This is a genomic window from Winogradskyella aurantiaca (genome assembly GCF_003362725.1).
Lineage (GTDB): Bacteria > Bacteroidota > Bacteroidia > Flavobacteriales > Flavobacteriaceae > Winogradskyella_A > Winogradskyella_A aurantiaca.
Genome location: NZ_QKTV01000009.1, coordinates 82694 through 97782 on the forward strand (window position 1 = coordinate 82694; position 15089 = coordinate 97782).

The window sequence follows — 15089 nt, forward strand, 5'->3', positions numbered from 1 at the left end:
TGCGAGCGAAGGAAAAACGGTAAAAATACAATTCAAGGCTGAAATGTATTTCGGCCTTGAATTTTGAATAATAAATAGTAACAATAAATAATAATTAAAATGTCTGGGTTAATTGGAAAGAAAATCGGTATGACCAGCATCTTCGACGAGAATGGAAAGAATATTCCATGTACCGTTATTGAAGCAGGTCCATGTATCGTTACCCAAGTCAGAACCGAAGAAGTTGATGGTTATAATGCCTTACAACTTGGTTTCGATGACGCGACAGAGAAAAGTGCTACTAAAGCAGACTTAGGTCATGCTAAGAAAGCTGGTACTTCTGTAAAGCGCAAAGTCGTTGAATTCAAAGGTTTTGATGAGGAGTACAAATTAGGTGATGCTATTACTGTAGATCACTTTATGGAAGGAGAGTTTGTTGATATTTCTGGAACTTCTAAAGGTAAAGGATTCCAGGGGGTTGTTAAACGCCACAATTTTGCTGGTGTTGGTCAAGCAACTCACGGTCAACATAACCGTTTAAGAGCTCCAGGTTCTATTGGTGCCGCTTCATATCCTGCAAGAGTATTTAAAGGAATGAAAATGGCCGGTAGAATGGGCGGTGAAACAGTTAAAGTTCAAAATTTAAGAGTGTACAAGGTTGTTCCTGAAAAGAACTTATTAGTTGTTAAAGGATGTGTGCCTGGTCATAAGAACTCTTATGTAATTATTGAGAAGTAATGAAGGTAGCAGTTTTAGATATTAAAGGAAATGACACTGGTAGAAAAGCAGAGCTTTCTAAAGAAGTGTTTGCTATTGAACCAAACAATCACGCTGTTTATTTAGATGTGAAGCAATACTTGGCTAATCAAAGACAAGGAACTCACAAGGCTAAAGAAAGAGGTGAGATTACTGGTAGTACTCGTAAGATCAAAAAACAAAAAGGAACTGGTACAGCTCGTGCGGGAAGTATCAAGTCTGGGGTGTTTAAAGGTGGTGGACGTATGTTTGGTCCTAGACCTAGAAATTACGGGTTTAAATTGAACAAAAATCTTAAGCGTTTAGCTAGAAAGTCTGCCTTAACTCTTAAGGCAAATGACAAATCCATCGTGGTTGTAGAGGACTTTAATTTTGAAGCTCCAAAAACTAAGGATTTTGTTAACGTGCTAAAGGCATTAGAGATAGAAAACAAAAAGTCTTTGTTCGTGTTGGGTGACTCAAATAATAACGTATATTTGTCGTCGCGCAATTTAAAAGGCTCTGAAGTTGTAACCAACTCAGAATTAAGTACTTACAAGATTATGAGAGCTAATAAAGTAGTTCTTTTAGAAAGTGCGTTAGAAGGAATTGAATCGAATTTAAGTAAATAGAAACAGAGATGAGTATCTTAATAAAACCTATCATCACCGAAAAAGCGACCATGCAAAGTGAGTTGCTTAATGCGTACGCATTTGAGGTGAATACAAAGGCGAACAAGGTAGAAATCAAAAAAGCTGTTGAAGAAGCTTATGGTGTTTCTGTTGAAAAAGTTCGTACAATAAACGTCCGTCCAGATAGAAGAACCCGTTATACAAAAACAGGTATTCAGCATGGTAAAACAAACGCTGTTAAAAAAGCGATTGTACAACTGGCGGAAGGTGAGACTATAGATATATACGCTAACATGTAATTAGACAACAATGTCAGTAAGAAAGTTAAAGCCGATCACATCAGCCCAGCGTTTTAGAGTAGTTAATGGATTTGACGCCATTACTACTGACAAGCCGGAGAAAAGTTTACTTGCTCCGAAAAAAAGGTCTGGTGGTAGAAACAGTCAAGGTAGAATGACCATGCGCTATTTAGGTGGTGGTCACAAAAAGAAGTATCGTATCATTGATTTTAAGCGCGAGAAAGTTGGTATTCCAGCCGAGGTTAAAACAATTGAATATGATCCAAACAGAACTGCGTTCATCGCTTTGGTAAATTACCAAGATGGTGAAAAGCGTTATGTAATTGCACAAAATGGATTAACTGTTGGTCAAACAATCGTTTCTGGTAAAACAGGAGTTGCCCCAGAAATTGGGAATGCGATGCCATTGAGTGAAATTCCATTAGGAACAATTATTTCTTGTATTGAATTACATCCTGGTCAAGGAGCTGTAATGGCTCGTAGTGCTGGTGCATTTGCACAGTTAATGGCGAGAGATGGAAAGTTTGCTACTGTTAAATTGCCTTCAGGTGAAACCCGTTTAATCTTAGTTAGCTGTATGGCTACTATTGGTGTGGTTTCCAATTCAGATCACCAGTTAGTGGTATCTGGTAAGGCAGGTAGGAGTAGATGGTTAGGACGCAGACCTAGAACTAGAGCTGTAGTAATGAATCCAGTTGATCACCCAATGGGTGGTGGTGAAGGCCGTTCGTCTGGTGGACACCCAAGATCAAGAAAAGGAATTCCAGCTAAAGGCTACAGAACCCGTTCTAAGACTAAAGCTAGTAACAAGTACATCGTAGAACGCAGAAAGAAATAATTAGAAGACTATGGCACGTTCATTAAAAAAAGGACCATACATCCATCATTCATTAGAAAAGAAAGTTGCAGCTAATGTTGCAGCTAACAAAAAGACCGTAATCAAAACTTGGTCTAGAGCTTCAATGATCTCACCTGAGTTTGTTGGACAGACTATTGCGGTTCATAATGGAAGACAATTTGTTCCAGTATATGTTACTGAGAACATGGTAGGTCACAAACTCGGAGAATTTTCACCAACACGATCGTTTAGAGGTCACGCTGGTGCTAAAAATAAAGGTAAAAAATAAGCGCAATGGGAAGTCGTAAAAAACAAATGGCAGAAGCCATTAAAGCCGAAAAGAAGCAAGTTGCTTTTGCTAAGCTAAACAACTGTCCTACTTCGCCAAGAAAAATGCGCTTAGTTGCGGATTTAGTAAGAGGTGAGAAAGTTGATAAGGCGCTTCAGATATTAAGATTTAGTCCAAAAGAAGCTTCTAAGAGACTAGAGAAGTTATTGCTTTCTGCGATAGCTAACTGGCAAGCTAAGAATGAGGATGCTGATATTGAAGAGGCAGATCTTTTTATCAAGGAAATAAGAGTTGACGGTGGTACAATGCTGAAGCGTTTACGTCCGGCACCTCAGGGAAGAGCACACAGAATTAGAAAAAGATCTAACCATGTAACTATGGTTGTAGATTCATTAAACAATACACAAAGCTAAGATAGAGATATGGGACAGAAGACAAATCCAATCGGAAATCGTTTAGGAATTATCAGAGGATGGGAATCTAACTGGTATGGTGGCAATGATTATGGAGATAAGCTTGCTGAAGACGATAAGATTAGAAAATATGTTCACGCTCGTCTTTCTAAGGCTAGTGTATCAAGAGTAATTATCGAGCGTACTTTAAAGCTTGTAACCGTTACTATCACTACGGCAAGACCTGGTATCATTATTGGTAAAGGTGGCCAAGAGGTAGACAAGTTAAAAGAAGAGCTTAAGAAAATTACCGGCAAAGAGGTTCAGTTGAACATCTTTGAAATTAAGAGACCTGAGCTAGATGCGTATTTAGTAGCGTCAAGTGTTGCTCGTCAGATTGAAAGCCGAATTTCATACAGACGTGCAATTAAGATGGCTATTGCTGCGGCAATGCGTATGAATGCTGAAGGAATTAAAATTCAAATTAGTGGTCGTTTAAACGGTGCTGAAATGGCACGTTCTGAGCACTATAAAGAAGGTAGAATTCCATTATCAACATTCAGAGCAGACATTGATTATGCTTTAGTTGAAGCTCATACTACTTACGGTAGATTGGGTGTAAAGGTTTGGATCATGAAAGGTGAGGTTTATGGTAAGCGTGAGCTATCTCCATTAGTTGGCCTTTCTAAGAAACAAGGTAAAGGTGGACGCGGAAATAACAAGATGCGTCGCAGAAAGTAATTTTTTAAAGCAAAAAGGAAATGTTACAGCCTAAAAGAACAAAATTTCGTAAGCAGCAGAAAGGCCGCATGAAGGGTAACTCTGGAAGAGGTCATATGTTGTCAAACGGTACCTTTGGAATCAAGTCGTTAGACTCTTCATTTATAACAGCAAGACAAATTGAGGCAGCTCGTGTTGCCGCTACACGTTACATGAAAAGGGAAGGATCTCTTTGGATCAAAATTTTCCCAGACAAGCCTATTACTAAAAAGCCTCTTGAGGTACGTATGGGTAAGGGTAAAGGTGCGGTAGAATACTGGGCAGCTGTTGTAAAACCAGGTCGTATTTTATTTGAAGTTAGTGGTGTGCCATTAGACGTTGCTCAAGAAGCATTGCGTTTGGCAGCTCAAAAGCTTCCAGTTAAAACTAAGTTTATCGTAGCTAGAGATTACGAAGCTTAAAAAGTAGTTTATTATGAAACAATCTGAAATTATAAGCTTATCTACAGCTGAGTTACAAGAAAAACTTGGTGAAACGAAAAAGAGTTATACTGATCTTAAAATGGCTCATGCCATTTCGCCGTTGGAGAATCCAATTCAATTAAAGCACCTCAGAAGAAGTGTTGCAAGAATGGCTACTGAGTTAAGTAAAAGAGACGATCAATAATTGTATCTGCTGAAAGATGGAAAAAAGAAATTTAAGAAAAGAACGTATTGGTGTAGTAACCAGCAACAAAATGCAAAAGTCAATTGTTGTATCTGAGGTTAAAAAAGTAAAACACCCTATGTACGGGAAATTCGTTTTAAAAACGAAGAAATACGTTGCACACGACGAGACAAACGACTGCAACATTGGTGATACTGTAAAGATCATGGAAACAAGACCTATGAGTAAATCCAAGTGTTGGAGATTAGTAGAAATTATAGAAAGAGCTAAGTAATTATGGTACAACAAGAATCAAGACTTAAAGTTGCAGACAATACGGGCGCTAAAGAAGTTTTAACGATCCGTGTCTTAGGAGGTACGAAGAAACGTTATGCCTCTGTTGGTGATAAAATTGTAGTATCAGTTAAATCTGCCACTCCAAATGGAAGTGTTAAGAAAGGTGCTGTTTCTACTGCTGTAGTAGTGAGAACTGCTAAAGAAGTAAGAAGACCAGACGGCTCTTATATTAGATTTGATGATAACGCTTGTGTTTTATTGAACCCTCAAGGTGAAATGAGAGGAACACGTGTTTTTGGTCCTGTGGCCAGAGAGTTACGTGACAAGCAATTCATGAAAATAGTTTCATTAGCACCTGAAGTGCTTTAAAAGCTAGTATGATGACAAAATTGAAAATTAAATCAGGAGACACTGTACAAGTTATTGCTGGAGATCACAAGGGATCTGAAGGTAAGGTGTTACAAGTGCTAAGAGATAAGAACAAAGCTATTGTTGAGGGTATTAATATGGTGAAACGCCATACAAAGCCAAGTGCTCAGAATCCTCAAGGTGGAATTGTTGAGAAAGAAGCAGCTATTCATATCTCAAACCTTTCGTTATTAACAGCTAAAGGTGAGACTACAAGAGTGGGATATAGAATGGAAGGCGATAAGAAAGTTAGATTTTCTAACAAATCAAATGAAGTAATTTAATTATGGCTTACGTTGCAAGATTAAAAAAGGAGTATGCGGAAAAAGTTGTTCCGGCCCTTACAGACGAATTTGGATATGAGAACGTAATGCAAGTTCCAAAACTTAAGAAAATTGTTATTTCTAAAGGTGTTGGTGCTGCAGTAGCTGATAAGAAATTAATTGATCACGCAGTTGAGGAATTAACTAAGATTTCTGGACAAAAAGCCGTGGCTACAATTTCTAAAAAAGACGTTGCTTCATTTAAGCTTAGAAAAGGAATGCCAATTGGCGCTAAAGTTACTTTAAGAGGTGAGCAGATGTATGAGTTTTTAGATAGACTTGTTACTTCAGCTTTACCACGTGTAAGAGACTTTAACGGTATCAAGGCTAACGGATTTGATGGTAGAGGTAATTATAACTTAGGTATTACTGAGCAGATTATCTTCCCTGAGATCAATATTGACAAGATCAACAAGATCTCTGGAATGGACATCACCTTCGTAACTTCAGCTGAGACTGATAAAGAAGCAAAATCGCTTTTAACAGAACTAGGATTACCATTTAAAAAGAATTAATATGGCAAAAGAATCAATGAAAGCACGTGAAGTGAAGCGTGCAAAAACAGTAGCAAAATATGCCGCTAAGCGTAAAGCCCTTAAAGAGGCTGGAGATTATGAGGCATTACAAAAGCTACCAAAGAACGCTTCTCCAATCCGTATGCATAACCGTTGTAAATTAACGGGACGGCCAAAAGGTTATATGCGTCAGTTTGGAATTTCTCGTGTTACCTTCAGAGAGATGGCTAATCAAGGTCTTATTCCTGGAGTGAAAAAAGCGAGCTGGTAAAATAAATTAGTAATGGGTTTTAGGTTTGCAGTTGCTGCAAAAACCAAAACCGTAAATCAATAGTTATGTATACAGATCCAATTGCGGATTTTTTAACGCGAATTAGAAATGCTGTGAAAGCCAACCACAGAGTGGTAGAGATTCCTGCTTCTAATTTAAAAAAGGAGATGACTAAAATATTATTCGATCAAGGGTATATTTTAAGTTACAAGTTTGATGATTCAACTGCTCAGGGTACTATTAAAATTGCCCTGAAGTATAACAAAGACACTAAAGAGTCTGTCATCAAGAAAATTCAAAGAATTAGTACACCAGGTTTACGTAAGTATGCAGGTGCCAACGAAATGCCTCGTATCCTTAATGGATTAGGTATTGCTATTGTTTCTACTTCTCACGGAGTAATGACAGGTAAGCAAGCTAACAAGGCCAATGTTGGTGGTGAATTATTATGTTACGTTTACTAAAAACTGTAAGTCATGAGTAGAATAGGTAATAATCCAATTTCAATTGCTGATGGTGTTACTGTTGAAGTAAACAACAACACAATTGTAGTAAAAGGAAAACTAGGTGAGTTAACTCAAGAGTTTTCAGATATCGATATTAAAATCGAAGAAGGTGTAGTGACATTAAGTCGCCCTTCAGATAAGAAAGATCACCGCGCTAAGCACGGTTTATATAGAGCTCTTATCGCTAACATGATTCACGGTGTGTCTCAAGGATGGACTAAAGAATTAGAATTAGTTGGTGTAGGTTACAGAGCCTCTAACCAGGGTCAAAAATTAGATCTTGCTTTAGGATTTTCACACAACATCGTTATGGACATTGCTCCTGAGGTGAAAATTGAAACAGTAAGTGAAAAAGGAAAGAACCCAATAGTAAAATTAACATCACACGATAAGCAACTTGTAGGTCAGGTAGCTGCTAAAATCCGCGGATTTAGAAAGCCAGAGCCATACAAAGGAAAAGGTGTGAAGTTTGTTGGTGAAGAAATTAGAAGAAAAGCAGGTAAATCAGCTTAATAATTAAGTTATGGCATTAACAAAGAACGAAAGAAGAACTCGTATAAAAAACAGAATTAGAAAAGTTGTTTCTGGTACTACAGAAAGACCAAGATTGTCTGTTTTTAGAAGTAATAAAGAGATTTATGCTCAAATCGTTGATGATGTGACTGGTAAGACTATTGCTGCTGCATCTTCAAGAGATAAAGACATAAATAAAGAAAAAGGAACCAAGTCTGAGATTGCTAAGTTAGTAGGTAAAGCTGTTGGCGATAAAGCAGTTAAGGCTGGGGTAGAGACTATTTCATTTGATAGAGGTGGTTACCTGTATCATGGTAGAGTAAAATCATTAGCTGAAGGCGCCAGAGAAGCTGGTTTAAAATTTTAAGAAATTATGTATCAGAAGTATAAAAATGCAGAATTAGTTAAGCCAAGCGGATTAGATCTTAAAGATCGATTAGTTGGTGTCCAGCGTGTGACTAAAGTAACTAAAGGTGGTAGAGCATTTGGTTTCTCTGCAATTGTTGTTGTAGGTGACGAAGCAGGTGTTGTAGGTCATGGTTTAGGTAAATCTAAGGATGTGGCAACTGCTATTGCTAAGGCGGTAGAAGATGCTAAGAAAAACTTAGTTAGAATTCCTATCATTAAAGGAACCTTACCACACGAGCAAAAAGGTAAATATGGTGGTGCACGAGTAAATATTATTCCTGCTGCCCCTGGTACAGGAGTTATTGCTGGTGGTGCTGTGAGAACTGTTTTAGAAGCTGTTGGAGTACATGATGTACTTTCAAAGTCTCAAGGTTCATCTAACCCACACAATGTTGTAAAGGCCACTTTCGATGCGTTGTTACAGTTGAGAGACGCTCAAACAATCGCTAGAGAAAGAGGTATTTCACTAGAAAAAGTATTTAACGGATAATTCAAGGAAGAATGGGAAAGATTAAAGTAACGAAAGTAAAGAGCGCTATCAATCGTCCTAAAAACCAAAAGCTAACTTTAGAGGCTTTAGGCTTAAAGAAAATTGGTCAGGTTGTTGAGCATGATGCGACTCCAAACATCCTTGGAATGGTTAGAAAAGTTGAACATTTAGTTTCTGTAGAGGAAACAAAATAATACTTAAAAGATAATGGATTTAAGTAATTTAAAACCTGCAGAAGGTTCAGTAAAAAGTCAGGGAAAACGCGTTGGTCGTGGACAAGGATCTGGTAAAGGTGGTACCGCTACCAGAGGTCACAAAGGGGCAAAGTCTCGTTCAGGTTATTCTAAGAAATTAGGGTTTGAAGGAGGTCAAATGCCACTTCAAAGACGTGTTCCTAAATACGGTTTTAAAAACATCAATAGAGTAGAATATCAAGGAGTCAACTTAGACACCCTACAACAATTGGTGGATGATAAAAAGATAAAAGACACAGTAGATTTTAATACTCTTGTTGATTTAGGTCTTGCAGGCAAGAACGATCTTGTAAAGATTCTAGGTAGAGGAGAATTAACGTCTAAATTAAATGTAACTGCTCATAAATTTACCGCTTCTGCTAAGGCTGCAATCGAAGCTGCTGGTGGTGAGGCTGTAACTTTATAAGATATTGCGCCCATGAAATTAATTGAAACATTAAAAAACGTTTGGAAGATAACAGAACTAAAGGATAGAATTATACTAACCTTAGGAATGTTATTGGTTTATCGTTTTGGTGCTCAAGTAGTACTTCCTGGTATTGATGCCAGTCAGTTAGGTGGTTTACAAGATAGCACTGATGGTGGTATACTTGGTTTATTAAATGCCTTTACTGGCGGTGCCTTTGCCAATGCCTCTGTATTTGCTTTAGGAATTATGCCGTACATTTCTGCCTCAATTGTAGTGCAGTTAATGGGTATTGCTATTCCTTATTTACAGAAGCTACAAAAGGAAGGTGAAAGTGGACGTAAAAAAATAACCCAGATCACACGTTGGTTAACAATAGCAATTTGTTTGGTGCAGGCACCAGGTTATTTGGCTAGTTTACCATCTTTAGGTATTCCTCAAAGTGCCTTCTTATTAGGAACAGGTGGATTGTTTTACTTTTCATCAATTGTAATCCTGGTAACAGGCTGTATTTTCGCGATGTGGTTGGGTGAGAAGATTACTGATAAGGGTATTGGTAATGGTATCTCTTTATTAATTATGGTAGGTATCATCGCTACATTGCCTCAGGCATTCTTGTTGAATTCTGCTTCTAGATTAGAAGGTGCTGGTAATGGTGGTTTCATGATGATTTTAATAGAACTAGTTATCTGGTTCTTAATCATCTTGGCTTCAGTATTATTGGTAATGGCAGTGCGTAAGATACCAGTACAATATGCAAGAAGAACTGCTTCTGGTGGTTATGAGCGCAATGTATTTGGATCGCGTCAATTCTTGCCATTAAAGTTAAACGCCTCTGGTGTAATGCCAATCATCTTTGCTCAGGCAATTATGTTTGTGCCAAGCTTGATAGGTGGTTCGTCTTTAATGAAAGATACAGGTGCTGGTCAGTGGATGCAGGCTAATTTCTCTGATATTTTTGGTTTCTGGTACAACTTAGTTTTTGCCTTGTTGATTATCATATTTACATATTTCTATACGGCAATCACTGTTCCTACTAATAAAATGGCTGATGATCTTAAGAGAAGCGGTGGTTTTATTCCAGGAATCAGACCTGGTTCTGAAACATCAGAATATTTAGATAAGATCATGTCTTATATCACATTACCTGGGTCTATATTCTTAGCATTAATTGCAGTATTTCCTGCCTTTATTGTTAAGCTTATGAATGTACAACAGGGATGGGCCTTGTTCTTTGGTGGGACATCACTATTAATTATGGTAGGTGTGGCTATCGACACTATGCAGCAGGTAAATTCATACTTGTTAAATAAGCATTATGACGGCTTGATGAAATCTGGTAAAAATAGAAAAGCAGTAGCTTAAGCATATACTATGGCAAAACAAGCAGCAATAGAGCAAGACGGGACGATAATAGAGGCATTATCTAATGCCATGTTCCGTGTAGAATTAGAGAATGGTCACATTGTGACAGCACACATATCTGGTAAAATGCGTATGCATTACATTAAATTATTACCAGGTGATAAAGTAAAATTAGAAATGAGTCCTTACGATCTAACGAAGGCTCGTATAACTTATAGATACTAGTAGTATTTAAAAATTTAGACAGATGAAAGTAAGAGCATCAGTTAAGAAGAGAAGTGCCGATTGTAAGTTGGTACGTCGTAAGGGTAGACTTTACGTAATTAATAAAAAGAATCCAAGGTTCAAACAAAGACAAGGGTAATTATGGCAAGAATAGCAGGTGTAGACATTCCAAAGCACAAAAGAGGTGTAGTTTCTTTAACCTATATTTTTGGTATAGGTAGAAGTAGAGCTAAAGAAATTTTAGCCACTGCAAAAGTTGACGAAAGCACTAAGGTTCAAGATTGGACTGACGCTGAAATCGGGGCAATCCGTGAAGCTGTAGGTTCATACACAATCGAGGGTGAATTACGTTCTGAAACACAATTAAACATCAAGCGTTTGATGGATATTGGTTGTTACAGAGGAATCCGTCATAGAGCTGGTTTACCATTACGTGGTCAGAGAACTAAAAACAACTCAAGAACACGTAAAGGAAGAAGAAAAACCGTAGCAAACAAGAAAAAAGCAACTAAATAAAAGATAGACGTTAGTCAATTAGTGTTTAGAAGTTAGATGAATCTGTTTGAAATAGAAATGTTTAGGATTCTAATAACTAAAACTAACAACTAGAAACTAAAGTAATATGGCAAAGTCAAGTACTAAAAAACGTAAAGTAATTGTTGATGCAGTTGGAGAAGCGCACATCGCCGCATCTTTTAACAACATCATCGTTTCTTTAACAAACAAAAAAGGAGATGTTATTTCATGGTCATCAGCCGGTAAAATGGGCTTTAGAGGATCTAAGAAAAATACTCCATATGCAGCACAATTGGCAGCTGAAGATGCAGCTGGTGTTGCTAAAGAGGCTGGATTAAAAAAGGTAAAAGTTTATGTTAAGGGTCCTGGAAACGGAAGAGAATCTGCTATCAGATCTATCCATAATTCAGGAATTGAAGTTACAGAGATCATCGATGTAACTCCACTACCACATAACGGATGCCGTCCTCCAAAACGTAGAAGAGTTTAATTTAATTAAGTATCAACCGAGGGGAATCCATCTTTTAAAGGATAAGATATAGACCTTAATTTAAAAGAACCTCTCAATAACAATTTAAAATGGCAAGATATACTGGTCCAAAAACTAAAATCGCTCGTAAGTTCGGGCAACCTATCTTCGGAGAAGATAAATCTTTCGAAAAAAGAAACTACCCTCCTGGTCAACACGGTAACAACCGTAGACGTGGTAAAAAATCTGAATATGCTATCCAGTTAATGGAAAAGCAGAAAGCTAAATATACGTACGGTGTATTAGAGCGTCAGTTTAGAAACATGTTTAAGAAAGCTACCGCTGCACAAGGAATTACTGGTGAGGTATTACTTCAACTTTGTGAGTCTAGATTAGACAATGTAGTGTTTAGAATGGGAATTGCTCCTTCTAGAAGTGCTGCAAGACAATTAGTATCTCACAGACACATTACAGTAAATGGAAAGAAAGTAAATGTTCCTTCTTACCAATTAAAGGCAGGTGATGTTGTTGCTGTAAGAGAAAAATCTAAGTCTCTTGAAGTTATCCAGAATTCATTGGCAAATGCAAGCCAGGTTTATGAGTGGATTACGTGGAATAACGATACTATGGAAGGTACTTATGTATCTGTTCCTGCACGTATTCAAATTCCTGAGCAGATCAACGAGCAGTTCATCGTTGAATTGTATTCTAAATAATAAATTAATCACATTGGTATTTGGCCAAAGGGTTTAAAGTCTTCTTCAAACTTTTAAACCGCGCAACCAGATAACAATTAAAACGAAGAAAAAAATGGCAATATTAAATTTTCAGAAACCTGATAAAGTAATCATGATTGATTCTACTGATTTCGAAGGTAAATTCGAATTCAGACCATTAGAACCAGGATATGGATTAACAGTTGGTAATGCACTTAGACGTGTGTTGTTATCTTCTTTAGAAGGCTTTGCAATAACATCTGTTAGAATAGAAGGAGTAGATCATGAGTTTTCTACAATTTCTGGTGTTGTTGAAGACGTTACAGAGATGATCTTGAATTTAAAGCAAGTGAACTTTAAGCGTCAAATTGATGAGATTGATAACGAGACAGTAACTATTTCTATCTCAGGTCAGGATCAAATTACTGCTGGTGATTTCCAGAAGTTTATTTCAGGATTCCAGGTGTTAAACACAGACTTGGTAATCTGTAATCTTGATCCTAAAGTTAACATCAATATGGAGTTAACTATTGAGAAAGGTAGAGGTTATGTTCCTGCTGAAGAAAACAAAAAATCTTCAGCACCAGTTGGAACCATCTTTACAGATTCAATTTACACTCCAATCAAGAATGTAAAATACAGCATTGAGAATTTTCGTGTTGAACAAAAAACTGACTATGAAAAATTAGTTTTTGAAATCATCACTGATGGGTCAATCAATCCTAAAGATGCCTTAACAGAAGCAGCCAAGATCCTGATCCACCACTTTATGTTATTCTCTGATGAGCGTATTACATTAGAAGCAGATGAGATTGCACAGACTGAAACATATGATGAAGAGTCATTACATATGAGACAACTTCTTAAAACAAAGCTTGTAGACATGGATCTTTCTGTAAGAGCCTTAAACTGTCTTAAAGCTGCTGAAGTTGATACTTTAGGTGACTTAGTTTCATTTAACAAAAATGACTTAATGAAATTCAGAAACTTCGGTAAGAAGTCCTTAACTGAGCTTGAAGAGCTTGTTAGTGTAAAGGGTCTTAATTTCGGAATGGACTTAAGTAAATATAAATTAGATAAGGATTAACTTAACCATAGTTTGCTCTTCTAACTGTTGTTAGAATCTGGAAGCAAGATGGTTACTTAAAAGAATGTCATGAGACACGGAAAAAAATTCAATCACTTAGGTAGAAAGACAGCGCATAGAAAAGCTATGTTAGCTAATATGGCTTGTTCATTAATTGAGCACAAGCGTATCAATACTACCGTGGCTAAGGCCAAAGCTCTTAAGCAATTTGTAGAACCAATTATTACAAAGTCTAAAGAAGATACTACTCACAACAGACGTGTTGTAATGTCTAGATTAAGACAAAAAGATGCAGTAACTGAATTGTTCAGGGATGTGGCTGTAAAAGTTGGTGACAGACCAGGTGGATACACACGTATCATAAAACTTGGTAACAGACTTGGTGATAATGCTGATATGGCCATGATTGAGCTTGTAGATTACAACGAGCTTTACAATGCCGGTAAGCCTGCTAAGAAAACAACGAGAAGAAGTAGAAGAGGAGGTAAGAAAGCTGCAACAGCTGTCGTACCAGAAACTAACGCTTCTAACGAAGAAGAATAAATGTTAATAAGCATTGATAAATATAAGGGGTAAGCTTTTTAAGTTTATCCCTTTTTTTTGGATTTTTGTGTGGCTAAAATGCCCACCCATCTTAATCAAATAATATAGTTGCTCTAATGAAGTATACGCAAAGAAAAAAAGCCTTGGTTCTTTTAGCAGATGGAACCATTTTTTATGGAAAATCAATTGGTATGGAAGGAACATCTTTTGGGGAGGTTTGTTTCAATACGGGGACTACAGGATACCAGGAGATATTTACAGATCCTTCCTATTATGGACAATTAATGGTGACTACAAATGCGCACATAGGAAACTATGGAGCAGCCAACGATGAAGTAGAATCTGATGATATTAAAATAGCTGGATTAATTTGTAGAAACTTTAGTTTCGAATATTCCAGACCTGCTGCCGATGAATCATTGCAGTCCTTTTTTGAAAGACATAATAAGATGGTCATCTCAGATGTAGACACTAGAGCTTTGGTGAGTTACATTAGAGAAAATGGTGCAATGAACGCCGTTATCTCAACCGAGGTTGATAATATTGAAGGCTTAAAAAAACAATTAGCAGAAGTCCCATCCATGAATGGATTGGAATTAGCTTCTCAGGTGTCTACAACAGAACCTTATTATTATGGTGAAGAAAGTGCTCAGTATAAAATTGCAGCCTTAGACATTGGAATTAAAAAGAACATTCTAAGAAACCTCGCTAAGCGTGGAGCTTATATAAAGGTGTTTCCATACAATGCTAAATTTGAAGAGCTAGAAGCATTTAATCCTGACGGTTACTTTTTATCCAATGGACCTGGTGATCCAGAACCATTGGTAGAGGCACAGGAACTGGCTAAAGAAGTACTAAAACGCGATCTACCATTATTTGGAATTTGCCTAGGGCATCAGGTTATAGCCTTAGCAAATGGTATTTCTACTTATAAGATGCACAATGGTCATAGAGGTATCAATCATCCGGTAAAGAACCTCTTAAGTGGAAAAGGTGAGATCACTTCACAAAACCATGGTTTCGCCATTAATCGTGACGAAACTGAAGCCAACCCTAATGTAGAAATTACACATCTTCATTTAAATGATGACACTGTTGCAGGTATACGAATTAAAGACAAAAACTGTTTTTCAGTTCAATACCACCCTGAGGCAAGCCCTGGGCCTCATGACTCTATGTACTTGTTTGATCAGTTTATAGAGAATATCAGTAAAAACTAGTAAAAAAACCGCAACAAAATTTCGATTC

At 37.2% G+C, this 15089-nt stretch carries 29 protein-coding genes; all 29 read left to right on the top strand.

Features of this window, described 5'->3' with window-relative positions:
- Positions 1-99: 99 nt before the first annotated feature.
- Positions 100-717 (top strand): 50S ribosomal protein L3, encoded by a 618-nt coding sequence (rplC, locus tag DN064_RS13605; RefSeq protein ID WP_115463211.1) that lies wholly within the window; start codon positions 100-102, stop codon positions 715-717.
- Positions 717-1346, top strand: coding sequence for a 50S ribosomal protein L4 (rplD, locus tag DN064_RS13610; protein ID WP_115463212.1), 630 nt, complete (start codon positions 717-719; stop codon positions 1344-1346). The genes rplC and rplD overlap by 1 nt, the downstream gene beginning before the upstream one ends.
- An 8-nt stretch (positions 1347-1354) precedes the next feature.
- Positions 1355-1645 carry a 50S ribosomal protein L23 gene (gene rplW / locus DN064_RS13615; protein WP_115463213.1) on the top strand — a complete coding sequence of 97 codons (291 nt, stop codon included), beginning with the start codon at positions 1355-1357 and terminating at the stop codon, positions 1643-1645.
- A gap of 10 nt (positions 1646-1655) precedes the next feature.
- Positions 1656-2483: a 50S ribosomal protein L2 gene (gene rplB / locus DN064_RS13620; RefSeq protein WP_115463214.1), complete on the top strand. Its 828-nt coding sequence runs from the start codon at positions 1656-1658 to the stop codon at positions 2481-2483.
- A 10-nt stretch (positions 2484-2493) separates the two neighbouring features.
- Entirely contained in the window at positions 2494-2772 is a 279-nt protein-coding gene (gene rpsS / locus DN064_RS13625) for a 30S ribosomal protein S19 (protein ID WP_115463215.1), read from the top strand.
- A 5-nt stretch (positions 2773-2777) separates the two neighbouring features.
- Positions 2778-3185, top strand: coding sequence for a 50S ribosomal protein L22 (gene rplV / locus DN064_RS13630; RefSeq protein ID WP_115463216.1), 408 nt, complete (start codon positions 2778-2780; stop codon positions 3183-3185).
- Between the two features lie 9 nt (positions 3186-3194).
- Positions 3195-3905, top strand: a complete 711-nt coding sequence (gene rpsC, locus DN064_RS13635) for a 30S ribosomal protein S3 (RefSeq protein ID WP_115463217.1) — start codon at positions 3195-3197, stop codon at positions 3903-3905.
- Positions 3906-3925: 20 nt separating this feature from the next.
- Complete coding sequence (gene rplP / locus DN064_RS13640; protein ID WP_115463218.1) at positions 3926-4345, top strand: 50S ribosomal protein L16; 420 nt, start codon at positions 3926-3928, stop codon at positions 4343-4345.
- A gap of 13 nt (positions 4346-4358) precedes the next feature.
- Positions 4359-4550 (top strand): 50S ribosomal protein L29, encoded by a 192-nt coding sequence (gene rpmC, locus DN064_RS13645; protein WP_115463219.1) that lies wholly within the window; start codon positions 4359-4361, stop codon positions 4548-4550.
- A gap of 16 nt (positions 4551-4566) precedes the next feature.
- The gene (gene rpsQ, locus DN064_RS13650; RefSeq protein ID WP_053991431.1) at positions 4567-4824 is read left to right on the top strand and encodes a 30S ribosomal protein S17; all 258 of its coding nucleotides are present in this window, start codon (positions 4567-4569) and stop codon (positions 4822-4824) included.
- Between the two features lie 2 nt (positions 4825-4826).
- Positions 4827-5195, top strand: a complete 369-nt coding sequence (rplN, locus tag DN064_RS13655) for a 50S ribosomal protein L14 (protein WP_115463220.1) — start codon at positions 4827-4829, stop codon at positions 5193-5195.
- Between the two features lie 11 nt (positions 5196-5206).
- Positions 5207-5518 (top strand): 50S ribosomal protein L24, encoded by a 312-nt coding sequence (gene rplX, locus DN064_RS13660; RefSeq protein WP_115463288.1) that lies wholly within the window; start codon positions 5207-5209, stop codon positions 5516-5518.
- A gap of 2 nt (positions 5519-5520) precedes the next feature.
- A complete protein-coding gene (rplE, locus tag DN064_RS13665; protein WP_115463221.1) occupies positions 5521-6072 on the top strand; it encodes a 50S ribosomal protein L5 in 552 nt (183 codons plus the stop codon).
- A 1-nt stretch (position 6073) separates the two neighbouring features.
- Complete coding sequence (rpsN, locus tag DN064_RS13670) at positions 6074-6343, top strand: 30S ribosomal protein S14 (protein WP_115463222.1); 270 nt, start codon at positions 6074-6076, stop codon at positions 6341-6343.
- 65 nt (positions 6344-6408) lie between these two features.
- A complete protein-coding gene (rpsH, locus tag DN064_RS13675; RefSeq protein WP_115463223.1) occupies positions 6409-6807 on the top strand; it encodes a 30S ribosomal protein S8 in 399 nt (132 codons plus the stop codon).
- Between the two features lie 12 nt (positions 6808-6819).
- Positions 6820-7362, top strand: a complete 543-nt coding sequence (gene rplF / locus DN064_RS13680) for a 50S ribosomal protein L6 (protein ID WP_115463224.1) — start codon at positions 6820-6822, stop codon at positions 7360-7362.
- Positions 7363-7372: 10 nt separating this feature from the next.
- Positions 7373-7729, top strand: coding sequence for a 50S ribosomal protein L18 (gene rplR / locus DN064_RS13685; RefSeq protein WP_115463225.1), 357 nt, complete (start codon positions 7373-7375; stop codon positions 7727-7729).
- 6 nt (positions 7730-7735) lie between these two features.
- Positions 7736-8260, top strand: a complete 525-nt coding sequence (gene rpsE, locus DN064_RS13690) for a 30S ribosomal protein S5 (protein ID WP_115463226.1) — start codon at positions 7736-7738, stop codon at positions 8258-8260.
- Positions 8261-8271: 11 nt separating this feature from the next.
- Complete coding sequence (gene rpmD / locus DN064_RS13695) at positions 8272-8454, top strand: 50S ribosomal protein L30 (RefSeq protein WP_115463227.1); 183 nt, start codon at positions 8272-8274, stop codon at positions 8452-8454.
- A 13-nt stretch (positions 8455-8467) separates the two neighbouring features.
- The gene (rplO, locus tag DN064_RS13700; RefSeq protein WP_115463228.1) at positions 8468-8920 is read left to right on the top strand and encodes a 50S ribosomal protein L15; all 453 of its coding nucleotides are present in this window, start codon (positions 8468-8470) and stop codon (positions 8918-8920) included.
- A gap of 12 nt (positions 8921-8932) precedes the next feature.
- Positions 8933-10285 carry a preprotein translocase subunit SecY gene (gene secY / locus DN064_RS13705; RefSeq protein ID WP_115463229.1) on the top strand — a complete coding sequence of 451 codons (1353 nt, stop codon included), beginning with the start codon at positions 8933-8935 and terminating at the stop codon, positions 10283-10285.
- 9 nt (positions 10286-10294) lie between these two features.
- Complete coding sequence (gene infA / locus DN064_RS13710) at positions 10295-10510, top strand: translation initiation factor IF-1 (protein ID WP_007094967.1); 216 nt, start codon at positions 10295-10297, stop codon at positions 10508-10510.
- Positions 10511-10532: 22 nt separating this feature from the next.
- Positions 10533-10649: a type B 50S ribosomal protein L36 gene (gene ykgO, locus DN064_RS13715; RefSeq protein WP_008269159.1), complete on the top strand. Its 117-nt coding sequence runs from the start codon at positions 10533-10535 to the stop codon at positions 10647-10649.
- A gap of 2 nt (positions 10650-10651) precedes the next feature.
- Entirely contained in the window at positions 10652-11026 is a 375-nt protein-coding gene (gene rpsM / locus DN064_RS13720) for a 30S ribosomal protein S13 (protein WP_115463230.1), read from the top strand.
- Between the two features lie 106 nt (positions 11027-11132).
- Positions 11133-11516 (top strand): 30S ribosomal protein S11, encoded by a 384-nt coding sequence (gene rpsK, locus DN064_RS13725; RefSeq protein ID WP_115463231.1) that lies wholly within the window; start codon positions 11133-11135, stop codon positions 11514-11516.
- A gap of 89 nt (positions 11517-11605) precedes the next feature.
- Positions 11606-12211, top strand: a complete 606-nt coding sequence (gene rpsD, locus DN064_RS13730; protein ID WP_115463232.1) for a 30S ribosomal protein S4 — start codon at positions 11606-11608, stop codon at positions 12209-12211.
- Between the two features lie 94 nt (positions 12212-12305).
- Entirely contained in the window at positions 12306-13298 is a 993-nt protein-coding gene (locus DN064_RS13735) for a DNA-directed RNA polymerase subunit alpha (RefSeq protein WP_115463233.1), read from the top strand.
- A gap of 69 nt (positions 13299-13367) precedes the next feature.
- Complete coding sequence (rplQ, locus tag DN064_RS13740) at positions 13368-13841, top strand: 50S ribosomal protein L17 (protein WP_115463234.1); 474 nt, start codon at positions 13368-13370, stop codon at positions 13839-13841.
- A gap of 116 nt (positions 13842-13957) precedes the next feature.
- Positions 13958-15061 carry a glutamine-hydrolyzing carbamoyl-phosphate synthase small subunit gene (gene carA, locus DN064_RS13745; RefSeq protein WP_115463235.1) on the top strand — a complete coding sequence of 368 codons (1104 nt, stop codon included), beginning with the start codon at positions 13958-13960 and terminating at the stop codon, positions 15059-15061.
- The last annotated feature ends 28 nt before the right edge of the window (positions 15062-15089 follow it).

Bases quoted from the DNA above. Each gene is read 5' to 3' on its own strand.
- rplC (WP_115463211.1), top strand. From the start codon at position 100: ATGTCTGGGTTAATTGGAAAGAAAATCGGTATGACCAGCATCTTCGAC.
- rplD (WP_115463212.1), top strand. From the start codon at position 717: ATGAAGGTAGCAGTTTTAGATATTAAAGGAAATGACACTGGTAGAAAA.
- rplW (WP_115463213.1), top strand. From the start codon at position 1,355: ATGAGTATCTTAATAAAACCTATCATCACCGAAAAAGCGACCATGCAA.
- rplB (WP_115463214.1), top strand. From the start codon at position 1,656: ATGTCAGTAAGAAAGTTAAAGCCGATCACATCAGCCCAGCGTTTTAGA.
- rpsS (WP_115463215.1), top strand. From the start codon at position 2,494: ATGGCACGTTCATTAAAAAAAGGACCATACATCCATCATTCATTAGAA.
- rplV (WP_115463216.1), top strand. From the start codon at position 2,778: ATGGGAAGTCGTAAAAAACAAATGGCAGAAGCCATTAAAGCCGAAAAG.
- rpsC (WP_115463217.1), top strand. From the start codon at position 3,195: ATGGGACAGAAGACAAATCCAATCGGAAATCGTTTAGGAATTATCAGA.
- rplP (WP_115463218.1), top strand. From the start codon at position 3,926: ATGTTACAGCCTAAAAGAACAAAATTTCGTAAGCAGCAGAAAGGCCGC.
- rpmC (WP_115463219.1), top strand. From the start codon at position 4,359: ATGAAACAATCTGAAATTATAAGCTTATCTACAGCTGAGTTACAAGAA.
- rpsQ (WP_053991431.1), top strand. From the start codon at position 4,567: ATGGAAAAAAGAAATTTAAGAAAAGAACGTATTGGTGTAGTAACCAGC.
- rplN (WP_115463220.1), top strand. From the start codon at position 4,827: ATGGTACAACAAGAATCAAGACTTAAAGTTGCAGACAATACGGGCGCT.
- rplX (WP_115463288.1), top strand. From the start codon at position 5,207: ATGACAAAATTGAAAATTAAATCAGGAGACACTGTACAAGTTATTGCT.
- rplE (WP_115463221.1), top strand. From the start codon at position 5,521: ATGGCTTACGTTGCAAGATTAAAAAAGGAGTATGCGGAAAAAGTTGTT.
- rpsN (WP_115463222.1), top strand. From the start codon at position 6,074: ATGGCAAAAGAATCAATGAAAGCACGTGAAGTGAAGCGTGCAAAAACA.
- rpsH (WP_115463223.1), top strand. From the start codon at position 6,409: ATGTATACAGATCCAATTGCGGATTTTTTAACGCGAATTAGAAATGCT.
- rplF (WP_115463224.1), top strand. From the start codon at position 6,820: ATGAGTAGAATAGGTAATAATCCAATTTCAATTGCTGATGGTGTTACT.
- rplR (WP_115463225.1), top strand. From the start codon at position 7,373: ATGGCATTAACAAAGAACGAAAGAAGAACTCGTATAAAAAACAGAATT.
- rpsE (WP_115463226.1), top strand. From the start codon at position 7,736: ATGTATCAGAAGTATAAAAATGCAGAATTAGTTAAGCCAAGCGGATTA.
- rpmD (WP_115463227.1), top strand. From the start codon at position 8,272: ATGGGAAAGATTAAAGTAACGAAAGTAAAGAGCGCTATCAATCGTCCT.
- rplO (WP_115463228.1), top strand. From the start codon at position 8,468: ATGGATTTAAGTAATTTAAAACCTGCAGAAGGTTCAGTAAAAAGTCAG.
- secY (WP_115463229.1), top strand. From the start codon at position 8,933: ATGAAATTAATTGAAACATTAAAAAACGTTTGGAAGATAACAGAACTA.
- infA (WP_007094967.1), top strand. From the start codon at position 10,295: ATGGCAAAACAAGCAGCAATAGAGCAAGACGGGACGATAATAGAGGCA.
- ykgO (WP_008269159.1), top strand. From the start codon at position 10,533: ATGAAAGTAAGAGCATCAGTTAAGAAGAGAAGTGCCGATTGTAAGTTG.
- rpsM (WP_115463230.1), top strand. From the start codon at position 10,652: ATGGCAAGAATAGCAGGTGTAGACATTCCAAAGCACAAAAGAGGTGTA.
- rpsK (WP_115463231.1), top strand. From the start codon at position 11,133: ATGGCAAAGTCAAGTACTAAAAAACGTAAAGTAATTGTTGATGCAGTT.
- rpsD (WP_115463232.1), top strand. From the start codon at position 11,606: ATGGCAAGATATACTGGTCCAAAAACTAAAATCGCTCGTAAGTTCGGG.
- DN064_RS13735 (WP_115463233.1), top strand. From the start codon at position 12,306: ATGGCAATATTAAATTTTCAGAAACCTGATAAAGTAATCATGATTGAT.
- rplQ (WP_115463234.1), top strand. From the start codon at position 13,368: ATGAGACACGGAAAAAAATTCAATCACTTAGGTAGAAAGACAGCGCAT.
- carA (WP_115463235.1), top strand. From the start codon at position 13,958: ATGAAGTATACGCAAAGAAAAAAAGCCTTGGTTCTTTTAGCAGATGGA.